Consider the following 11,347-nt stretch of genomic DNA (forward strand, 5'->3'; position numbering starts at 1 on the left):
CTCCTGCCACCCTTACCCTATCAGTATTATCAAAAAGATCCCTCCGAGTAATCCAAGTGACCTGGATACTTTATTTATCCTGTGTGCTCTGTCCTTTTGTTCTTCATACTCTGTCTGCATGTTCTGCTCCCACAGCTTCAGATTCCTGATCTGCATATCGATATCCATATAACACAGCCATTTTCCAAGCTCTTTTACCGCACCGATCTGTGCATCCGTCAGATAGCTGTATTCCATCAGACTTCCGATACTGCCTGTCCAGATCTGCTCAAAAGAAGAAGCATATTCTTCCGTCCGAAACTGCAAAGCCAGCTCGGCAAGCCAGTCTCCGATCCTTCCCCCTGCTTTATCCGATCCTTCCCGAATGATCTCGGTGATCTCCGATGCACTGTATGCCAGATGCCCATTTGCCATCCGGACAAATATCAGAAGCTCGTAGATATCTTCCACGCGCCGGTTCTGATAAACTCCTATCGTCTTTCCTATCCCATAGGAAGCTGTGACCACCAGAAGCATTCCAAGAATCTTTATATATAACATATGTACGCCTCCCTGCACTTATGACAGTTCTGCTACAGCCGCTTCATTTTCATATGCCGATGTCAGGCGTTCATCCTCTGCCATAAAGAGAACACTTCCCCGATCGTCAAATATCGTCCGGATCTCTCCTGTCCGTTTGCGATTGCTAAGCACGATATATCGTTCAAATACCCTCTCATCGACCAGCTTCCGTAGTCCCGGACGATTCCTGATATCATCAATGGAATTGCCATGTACGGTTGCGATCAGCTTACAGCCGCAGTTGATCACGCTGTAGATCGCATCGATATCATCTCGGCTGCCAATCTCATCCACCGCTATGATCTGCGGTGACATCGAACGGATCAGCATCAGCATTCCATATGATTTTGGACAACAGTCAAGAATATCCGTCCGTATGCCGATATCATTTTGTGGTACGCCTTTATAACAGGCTCCGATCTCAGATCGTTCATCTACGACACCGATAGTATTTCCTTTGAATCCTGGAAATCCATCCGACAACATCCGGATCATATCTCTAAGAAGTGTGGTTTTGCCACATCGCGGTGGGGAAATGATCAGTGTATGAAATGTCTCATTTCCATTTATTATGTACGGAAGAACCTTCTTACAGCATCCCTTAACCTGATGTGACAAACGGATATTGATAAATGATATATGTCTGACACTCTTGATCATTCCAGATTCCAGAATGACTTTTCCTGCAAGCCCTACACGATGTCCCCCTTGAATCGTTATAAATCCCTGCCGGATCTCATCCTCATATGCATAGAGTGAATAGTTACTGATATATTCCAGCGTTTCCCTTATATCGGCAGGTGCTACCATATATGCTTTCTTACATTCTGTGGTTCGCTTTCCCTTCTCCGTCACAAAATATTCCCGATTATCATAGATCACGATCAAGGGTTCATTCATCCTAAGCCTTATCTCCTGAAGCTTGTTATAATCATATATCTCACTCGAAAATATTCTCCTTAACGCTACGGATAATATCTTCAATATTTCATTCTCTCTGCTTTTTTCCAAACCGATTCACCTCATGCATATGTCATCTGTAACCATTTTCACCTGTCAGTTCCATCATCTGCCAATACTCGAAAAGCATCTGCTTTTCTGATATGATCTGATACCTAAAGTAGGATGTTACACACTTCTGATAGTTATAATGTATGCATGACAAATGAAATTTAGAACAAAAAAATACCACATTCCTTTCTGAATTTTTCAGAGTGAAATGTGGCATCAAAACCCGATGCGCAGATCTTTGACTTGAAGCCCTCACAATGGATCGGCACCATGATCGTACATTCCTCGCAGCCCTGTGGTGAATGGGATACAAATACGGAATCATCTAATGACATCAGTGCTGCCATACTGTTGATCTGCTGACACTGTAAGCCCTGCACAAAGCTTCGATCTGCTCGCTTCAGGCACCCTTTTTGTAATTTTCTTCTACTTCTTTTCCTGTCGTGCCAAGGTCGTTGACCCTGCCGGGTCTGCTCTCACGCACACCGGAATATTGAACGTTTGCCATGTTTGCTACCTCTCTTTAATTATTGGACATTTGTAACTATATCTATATCACAATGATTAATCACCTTTGACATTACCAACCAGGGGACGCTTCCGCTCGTTGAGTCCTGCAGCGGTACTAAGATGCTGCTTGCGCACCACCTAAGAACCGGCGGACTCAAATGCCCTGTTTTGGTAAGTCAAGATGCTTAATCATTATCTGCTCCATGGATTTCGCAAATGTCTATCATATATTAAATAACGTATTGATCTACCATCAGGTTGTTCTGCCAATCGACGAGATCGGCTAATGTGATGCCCTCTAATACATCCTGTATTGCCTGATCAAGTTTCTCCCAGATCAGTACGCTGACACACATACTTCTGTTTTCGCAGTAGGCTACGTTATCGCCTACGCAGTCTGCCGGCGCCAGACTTCCTTCTACCGTTTCTAATATTAGCCGCACAGTATAATTCTCCGGTGAAGCATATAACATGTATCCTCCACGCGCTCCACGGACACTTTTTACCAGTGATGCCTTATTTAATATTGCAACGATCTGCTCCAGATATTTGTCTGAAATATGCTGTCTTCTTGCAATATCCTTTATCTTAACCGGCTCACCATTATAATAGGTGGCCAGATCCAGCATCAGCTTTATCGCATATCTTCCTTTTGTTGATATCTTCATCTTGACCTCCCTGTCGTTGTTATCTGATTCAAATGATTCCATACTTCTATACATCATCTGAATCTCATCTACTTTTTCTGCAAACATGATAAATTGTCGTTTGTATTATAGTACACTATTTCTATAGGATTTATCAAGTACAAAATTATTTTTTATGGCAATCTATCCGGTTGTAATAAAATATTATCTTCTTTAATGCATCTTCCACTGAATAATCCACGTCAAATGCTGCATTTTCTCATTGTTATAAAGAAAAGGCAGCTGCCTTATGCATGTAGACAACTGCCTTGCTCACTTATCGTAATCTCAATCTATCGTCTATCATGCATATGAAAAATAAACCATATTCATCCATACAGTCTGACAACAGCAACAACACATTCCCATATCATATTTTCTGTTTATCTTACTGTTTTCATATGTCATGATCGAACCTCCTGTGTTTTAATTCCTACTTATCTCATAGGCTTAATACGTTTTAACTTTATGAGCTGATTATATATTACCAATATCTTCCTATCAATATATTTTCTCAATAATTTTTAAACTCAGCCAATTATTTTAAATAAAAAAGACTTTGTCGAAACAACTCATATCCTGAAAACTATTCTTCAGAAATTATCTTGTTCCCGGCAAAGCCTTTTCCTTTTTACTATTTAATTCATGTGTTCTTTGTTATTGATCGCTTCTTTCGAATTTTCTGCCGGTTTACTGGAAGAATCCGGCATCAGCGGACTTATTATAGATTCCATAACATCCAAGCGTAGTTGCATCAGTAGAACGAGTCTGCCACCAGGACAAGAATCCGTCAGGCAATTCTGAGACAGGTGCATCCGGAGTATAGAAATAAATCTCTGTTCCGCTGCCCATGCCGGATGGCTCTCCTGCTTTATAACGAATACCATCTTCTATTCGGTCTGCTTCTTTATCAATAACAACGCTGTCAAGCGTCATGGAATATGTATAATCATTTACTTTTTTGATATTTGCAAACTGTCCGCTGAAATTACAGAAATACACCGTTCCATTTGGATAATCATTCTCATCTCTTTCTCCCATTTCCGAATCGGAAAATGCTCCCGTAAATGATCCATCCTCAGATAACGTGAGCGTTGTACTCCACCCACCGGCTCCACTGCTAAATACCATATCCATCGGATAAGTACCCGGCAGAGATGACACATCTTCCGACTGTGCTTCCGTTGTAGAAGCTTCAGCCTTTGTTGTACCGGTATCTTCTTCAGAAGAAGCCGCCTCTATTGTCTGTGCCTCAGTCTCGGCTTCTTTGCTGACTGCCTCTGTTGTCTGGGCTTCTGTCTTCTCTGTTGTTACTTCGGTTGATACCTCCGTTGTTCCTTTCGTCTTTTCTGTCGACTTTAATCTTTCACCATTACATCCAGCCAGCAAACCGGCTGCAAGCATTGCTGCAAGTACTGCTGTCACGATTTTTCCTGATTGCGTTATATTCTTTCTCATGTTTAAAATCCTCCTGCATTCATTTATAAATACATTTCCGGAATTCTTATTGCGACTCTCATCACAATGCCTTTCCTCGGCTGTTTTCGAATACAAAAAGTATATGCTTGTCATCCCGTTTTGTCAGCTTAATTATTCGTTATAGATGTTGCATTTCGTTTACGATTATTACGGTTCTTTAACCAATCTTTGAACTCCGGCAGGGTCTTTCTTCCGGCTTCCGTAACCGGCTTCACCCATTTGCCTGATCTGGTATAAACAAGCTCGATTGCCAGACGCACCAGCTCATCCGTATATACAAATGAGAATACCGCAAGGAAAGGCAGATGTAAGACCATGCCTGCGATCCATGTCGCCGGAACGCTGACCAGGAATAAACCGCCAATCTCCACATAGGTTCCGACTCTCGTCTCACCTGCTGCCCGATATCCCTCATTCATAATATAGTTACAGGTTCGAACGGCACCGAAAAACAGGTAAATATATAACATATACATGCCATACCGAAGTGCCTGATCACCCAGTCCAAATAAGCCAAACAGCGGTTCATGCAATAACGCACAGATCAGCACAATCCCGAAAGTAACTGCCGGACAGAATAATGCCGACCGCTTCATAAACCGGTATGCTCCCTTATGGTCACCGGCGCCGACAGACTGTCCGATCACAACACTGGTGGCATTTGACAAACCACCGAAGAATGCATAGACAAAGCCCTCGCAGACACGGAACGCCGCCATAGCCGCAATCGCGGATTCATTCTGATGTCCGATCACAATATTGATCAGCATTTGTCCTACTCCATAAAACAGTTCATTGCAAAGGATCGGAAATGCATTTGACAGATATACTTTGATAAATCCGCCATGGAATAAGAACATCTGACTCAGACGAATCCGCACCTTGCATTCTGAACGCATCAGATAGATAAACAGCAGTAATAAATTGATGATTGCAGATGCAAGTGTTCCGACTGCTGCACCGGCTGCACCCATTTTCGGTGCGCCGAATTTACCGTATATCAATACAAAGTTCAAACAGAAATTCACTACCAATCCTACGATGGAACAGATAAGCGGCGCTTTCACCCGCTCTGTTGACCGTAGCAGGAAGCTGATAAGTACAGCAAATACCTGAAGCGGATATGCCCATCCGACGATCCGCATATACGGCTTTCCGATCCGGATAAATACTTCTTTATCTGTATATACCCCCAATAAGAATTCCGGTCTGATAATACACAGAGATGCAAATGCAAATCCCACGATTGCCATACAGATGAAAGTGATACCGAATGTACGGTTAATTCCCTTTTCATCATCCGCTCCCCAGTACTGGGAAAAGAACAGGATCGACGCACTGGCGAAGCCCCAGTAGCAGCTAAAGAACAGTGAGCTGATCTGCGAACAAATACCAACTGCTGCCACACACGACTCTCCCAGTCTTCCGATCATGATCGTATCTACCATACTGGCTGTTGTAGTTAATAAATTCTGTAATGCGATAGGAAATGCGATTGTTAACATCACATACAGAAAGGATTTTTTGTTTTTCATATTTCATTTATCACGTTTATGAAACCTTGATCGTTACCTTTTTCGTTTTGCTCCTATATACAGAGGTGCCCTTTGCTTTAACCGTAACGGTATAGGTTCCTCGTGGTGTTCCCTTCTTTACTGTTACGCGTCCCTTTTTTGTAACAGTAATATATTTTTTTGCTTTTTTAGCAACGGAATACGTTACCTTTCCCTTAGCTTTCTTAACACCAACTGTAAAGGTATGCTTACTTCCCAGTTTTCCGGTTGCTTTTTTCACCTTATATTTTTTAGAGGTGACATTTAATTTCATTGTGTTTGATTTCTTGATCACAAGTTTTGCGACATTGGATCTGGCCGTGTTGCTGTTTTTCGTTGCCTTTGCAACTGCCACTACATAATAAGTTCCAACTTTATATGGATATGATGCCAGTTTCTTTTTACACTTAGCATCTGAATAATACCGATATGCGATTGCTCCTGCTTTTCCTTTTACAACAGCAGCATCTATCTTCTTTTTCTTTCCCGTATAGGTGACAGTTTTATTTTTCAGTTTCAGGACAGGTGTGGTTTTCGCAGACTGATCCGATTTTTTATTTTCTTTTACAGTTAAAGTAATCGATGCCTGATAATATCCTGTCTTACCTGTAATCTTTACCTTACCACTTCCTACAAATGAAATTTTTCCATTTGAGTCTATGGTGGCAACACTCTTTTTGTCCGATGTCCATGTTATATTGCTGCTTGTAAATGGACAATAGATCTCAAATCCCGGGTTTATCAGCATCATTTTCGCATTCGTGTGCTTCCCAACTACATAGGAATCTGCGTCTGTCTGTATTTTAAATTTGTATAAATAAGTCTCAGCATCTCCCCACATTATGCCTGCAGTGGTAACCGCCTCTGTAAATTCGCCTTTGGGGATATTGACACTCTGTATTACCATCCGGTCTTCCTGTTTAACTGCTTCCTGTGTCACCTTTGATCCAAAGCATTGTACCCATGTATAAGTTCCATTAATATAAAAACATCCAACACCTATGGAAGTATAATCTTCATCTAAAATATTTTCTCTATGACCTGTTGAATTCATCCAGCTATCCATTACAGATTCAGACGTTGTCTGATTGATTGCTATATTTTCTGCTATCATATTCTTATCTGCCGAAAAACAGGATGCTCCATCCGGTCTGGTATGAGAGAATAATACAGCCTGATCACCCGCTCTAACCATAGCAGTTTCCAAAAGACCCGTATCCATAGTCAATGCAGGTAATCCATTTTTTGCTCTTTCTTCATTCACCTTCGTCAATACTTCAAATGCTTTTGTATAGTCACGTTTTCCGGTAATCCGTATGGTTTCCACATATCGAAGTCCATTTGCGCCGAATTTGACCAGATCCTTATTCTCGCAATTTATGATAACAGTTGAAGAAAATGCATTCTCATCAACAAATTGCGTTGAAGCCGGAAGTGTTATCGACTGAAGAGACGGGCAATTTGCAAATGCTTGACGATATATAATCTTTACGTTTGGAAAGTATACATCCGTCAGTGAATAGCACTGTGCAAAATCAGCATAAGCTATTGATTCCAGTCCTAATCCACGGAATGTCTTAAGGTTACTGCAGCTGTTAAATACCGACCCTCCCCATTCCTTCATCGTCGCAGGAAGCGTTATTTCAGTCAATCCCGAACATCCTAAAAATGTCCGCATTCCAAGTGTTGTTAATCCGCCAAAATCAATAGAGCTTATATTTTCACACTCTTCAAACATAGAATAAGAACTCTCTTTTAATCCACTGCCAAATTTTACGGCTGTGAGCATATTACATTGCTCAAATGCAAAATAACCGACTTCGCTGATCTTATCTGAAATCGTCAATGTTCCCGATAACTGAGAACGATAGAATGCTCCTTCCCCCAGCGTAGTTACATTTGCAAAGTCTACTGAATTTAAACCTCTTACATTATAAAATGCATATGCTCCAATCTCCTTTACATTTGCCGGTATCGCAAAGGTTCCGACTCTGCTTTGGAACGGATACATAACAAGCACTGTTCCATCCTTTGAATATACAATACCATTCTGTGCAATATAGGATGGATTTCCCACTGCAACTGTATAACTCTCTATCGTGGTATTTCCGAAAAACACTAATGGTGAAATAGATGTGATACCTGCAGGTATTTCATATGTTACAGCACTTGTTCCCTGGAACGCATAAGATTCCAGGCTTGTGGCACCCGGCGTTACAATCTTTGTTACAGCCGAACAATCACAATATGCACCACTGCCAACTGTATTCACACCAGATGGCAATACAATCTCTGTCAGTCCATAGCACTCATAAAAGGCGGCATCTCCGATCTTTGTCAATGTATCCGGATAACTTACCGATGTAATCGATGACATCTGTAAAAAATTCCGGTTTCCTATACCTGTAATACCTCTCTGGATTATAACTTTCTCAACATTGAATGTAATCCATGGTGCTTTATTTGATGAATCAGCATCCGGCATATCGCCACTTCCTGATATCGTAAGCGTGGTACCGGAAAGGCTCCATGATATATTCCCCCATGTTCCGCTCTGTGTTGTACTGTCAGTGCTATACATAGCTATATCATAATCAGAATACAACTCCGGTCCCGAACTATTTTCTTCTATTTTTACATATCCTGCTGCCGGCTCCTGATCCGCCTCTGTCTCAGCTATAATATTCGATGTCTGTTGCTCTGCATGAACAAGCTTAACCGGAGTCCAAAGCATTCCGCATATGGCTCCGATTCCTAATGCTATTGTAAATTTAAATCTGTAATTTCTCATTTTTCTCCTCCCATATTCATATATTATTCATAACTATACTGTATCTTTAAAATGTCGTTTTGTCTATAGAAATAATCCCATTTTTCTCCATTTATCCATATGCTCTGTTTTTTCATATGATCACTGGCGTAAAAATTCTCGTTCTACCCGTGTTATTTTTAAAAACAATTTATATAGCATTCTGTTCGTGTTTTTTGTTTTTACTATTGTCTTATTTAAAATAGAATGATAATGTAATATACAGAAAGCACGGTATATCTTTCATTAATCCGATTATATCGGGTCATTTTCTTTTGTTACTATAAATAACATTTTGTCAAGGAGTACATTATGAAGAAATTATCTACTGCGCAGCTTGCAGATACTATTATAAGACTACGCAAACAACAGCATATGACTCAGGCACAGCTTGCTGCCGAAACCGGAATCAACCGTTCCTTAGTTTCACGTATGGAGAAGCAGGATTTTATGCCATCGATCGAGCAATTAGAAGCTCTGGGCGATGTGTTACACTTCGATATCACAGAATTATTCATCAGCGACCTACCTGTGAAATATCCTTCTCCATCACCATTAAAGATCGCAATCGCCGGAACCGGCTATGTCGGATTGTCCATTGCCACGCTGCTTGCACAGCACAATCATGTGACCGCTGTTGACATTATCCCTGAAAAAGTAGACATGATAAACAGACACCAATCCCCGATCCAGGACGAATATATCGAAAAATATCTGGCTGAAAAAGACTTGGATCTGACTGCCACAACCGATGGAGCTATGGCGTATAAAGATGCAGACTTCGTTGTGATCGCAGCTCCGACCAACTATGACAGCACAAGAAATTATTTTGATACATCTGCTGTAGAATCAGTGATCGAGCTCGTTCTGGACGTCAATCCCGATGCCATCATGGTTATCAAATCCACGATCCCGGTAGGCTACACAGAATCTGTCCGAAAAAAATATCACACCAGAAATATCCTGTTCAGCCCGGAATTTCTCAGGGAATCAAAGGCTTTATATGACAATCTGTACCCAAGCCGTATCATTGTATCTACGGATAAGAATGACATCCGTCTGGTCGAGGCTGCCCATACATTTGCCGCCCTCTTACAGGAAGGCGCCATAAAAGAAAATATCGAAACGCTATTCATGGGATTTACCGAAGCAGAAGCCGTAAAATTATTTGCAAACACCTATCTGGCTCTCCGCGTATCCTACTTCAACGAACTTGATACCTATGCAGAGACCAAAGGGCTGAACACCAGAGACATCATAAATGGTGTCTGTCTCGATCCCCGAATCGGCAGTCATTACAACAATCCATCCTTTGGCTACGGTGGTTACTGTCTGCCAAAAGATACAAAACAGCTTCTTGCAAATTACAATGATGTTCCACAGAATATGATGAGTGCGATCGTAGAAAGCAACCGCACCAGAAAAGATTTTATTGCAGACCGTGTTCTGAATCTTGCCGGATATTATGACTATAACTATAATGGAAATTATTCCGCAAATCGCGAAAAAGAATGTATTATCGGCGTATACCGACTGACAATGAAAAGCAACTCTGATAATTTCCGTCAGAGCAGCATACAGGGTGTCATGAAACGAATCAAGGCCAAAGGAGCAACCGTCATCGTCTACGAACCGACACTGGAGAACGGAACAACCTTCTTCGGAAGCAAGGTAGTAAATGACTTAAATGCTTTTAAATCCATGTCGCAGGCGATCATCGCCAATCGGTATAATTCTGATCTTGACGATGTCCGGGCAAAGGTCTACACCAGAGATTTATTCGAACGGGATTGATGGAGGTGAAGTGCTGCTTCAGTTCCGCTTCACATTCTTTTACAGACTGGTCGTCTGGTCATGTGAGTGCGGAATTGAGCAGCTAATTCTAATGTAGTGTGATATAAGTTGTTGAATATTTTGGTGTTTGGTTGCAGGGATGATCTTTGTTTTTCTACTTTTTATAAATCTTCTGCCTTATATAAGGTATAACCTTCATAATAATAACTATGGTCTATGCCCTTCATATATACTTCTCTATCATCGATCCTGGCTGTCAAAGCCTGTTTTAAGATATACTTTATCTCAATATCTTTAATTGGACTTCTCTCCATCGCCAGCAAATAATCTTCTTTATCGACTGTACTCCAATCAATAACCTTTTTCAGTTCTCTCTTTAGAATTAAATCCAGCCATATTCGTGTGCTTCGTCCATTTCCTTCTCGAAATGGATGCGCAATGTTCATCTCTACATATTTTTCTATAATCTCATCAAATGTTGACTGTGGCATCTTATCAACATTTTCTATTGCTGCCTGCAAATACATAACCGGCGCAAATCTAAAATTACCTTTTGCAATATTTACATTTCTTATTTTGCCTGCAAAATCATATATTTCATCAAATAAATATCTATGAATTGCCGCCAACATCTGAAAAGATCCAACTTCATATGCATCCAGATATCCATTTTCAAATAATTCTACGGCTTTTTTCTTGCTAATCTTTTCTTCCATTCTGGCCAGTTCTGTAGAATCTGTAATATTAAGTTTATTTTCTAAAGCCATAAGATATCCTTTCCTGTTATATATAACCCATGTAAATTCTATAAAACATCTTATTATTCAACTTGTGAGATACTAATTTTTATAGAATCAAAATGAAAAATTCCTACATAGCATATTTTTGCTCTGCACATAATATTAATTCATTTATTTCATTCAGTTCTATTATAATATTATTAT

At 40.6% G+C, this 11,347-nt stretch carries 9 protein-coding genes; 1 reads left to right on the forward strand and 8 read right to left on the reverse strand.

Annotated elements, in window-relative coordinates:
• Window positions 1–12: 12 nt before the first annotated feature.
• The 7 genes from DWW43_RS07505 to DWW43_RS07535 form a co-directional block, all read right to left on the reverse strand.
• Window positions 13–540, reverse strand: a complete 528-nt coding sequence (locus DWW43_RS07505; RefSeq protein WP_119963188.1) for a stage III sporulation protein AB — start codon at window positions 538–540, stop codon at window positions 13–15.
• An 18-nt stretch (window positions 541–558) separates the two neighbouring features.
• A complete protein-coding gene (gene spoIIIAA / locus DWW43_RS07510; protein WP_008401464.1) occupies window positions 559–1,572 on the reverse strand; it encodes a stage III sporulation protein AA in 1,014 nt (337 codons plus the stop codon).
• Window positions 1,573–1,733: 161 nt separating this feature from the next.
• Window positions 1,734–1,952 (reverse strand): hypothetical protein, encoded by a 219-nt coding sequence (locus DWW43_RS12185; RefSeq protein ID WP_207666005.1) that lies wholly within the window; start codon window positions 1,950–1,952, stop codon window positions 1,734–1,736.
• A gap of 360 nt (window positions 1,953–2,312) precedes the next feature.
• Window positions 2,313–2,750, reverse strand: coding sequence for an Rrf2 family transcriptional regulator (locus DWW43_RS07520; RefSeq protein WP_119963201.1), 438 nt, complete (start codon window positions 2,748–2,750; stop codon window positions 2,313–2,315).
• 708 nt (window positions 2,751–3,458) lie between these two features.
• The gene (locus tag DWW43_RS07525) at window positions 3,459–4,226 is read right to left on the reverse strand and encodes a hypothetical protein (RefSeq protein ID WP_119963190.1); all 768 of its coding nucleotides are present in this window, start codon (window positions 4,224–4,226) and stop codon (window positions 3,459–3,461) included.
• A 128-nt stretch (window positions 4,227–4,354) separates the two neighbouring features.
• Window positions 4,355–5,782, reverse strand: a complete 1,428-nt coding sequence (locus tag DWW43_RS07530) for an MATE family efflux transporter (protein ID WP_119963191.1) — start codon at window positions 5,780–5,782, stop codon at window positions 4,355–4,357.
• A 16-nt stretch (window positions 5,783–5,798) separates the two neighbouring features.
• Complete coding sequence (locus DWW43_RS07535; protein ID WP_119963192.1) at window positions 5,799–8,591, reverse strand: leucine-rich repeat protein; 2,793 nt, start codon at window positions 8,589–8,591, stop codon at window positions 5,799–5,801.
• Window positions 8,592–8,921: 330 nt separating this feature from the next.
• On the opposite strand from DWW43_RS07535, the gene DWW43_RS07540 reads away from it, so the two are divergent.
• Window positions 8,922–10,403, forward strand: coding sequence for a nucleotide sugar dehydrogenase (locus tag DWW43_RS07540; protein WP_119963193.1), 1,482 nt, complete (start codon window positions 8,922–8,924; stop codon window positions 10,401–10,403).
• A gap of 161 nt (window positions 10,404–10,564) precedes the next feature.
• Here DWW43_RS07540 and DWW43_RS07545 read toward each other — a convergent pair whose 3' ends face one another.
• On the reverse strand, window positions 10,565–11,170 hold the full coding sequence (locus DWW43_RS07545) for a Fic family protein (RefSeq protein WP_119963194.1): 606 nt from the start codon (window positions 11,168–11,170) through the stop codon (window positions 10,565–10,567).
• Window positions 11,171–11,347: the final 177 nt, after the last annotated feature.

Source organism: Clostridium sp. AF15-41, from assembly GCF_003604095.1.
In the GTDB taxonomy this organism is placed as follows: Bacteria; Bacillota; Clostridia; order Lachnospirales; family Lachnospiraceae; genus Coprococcus.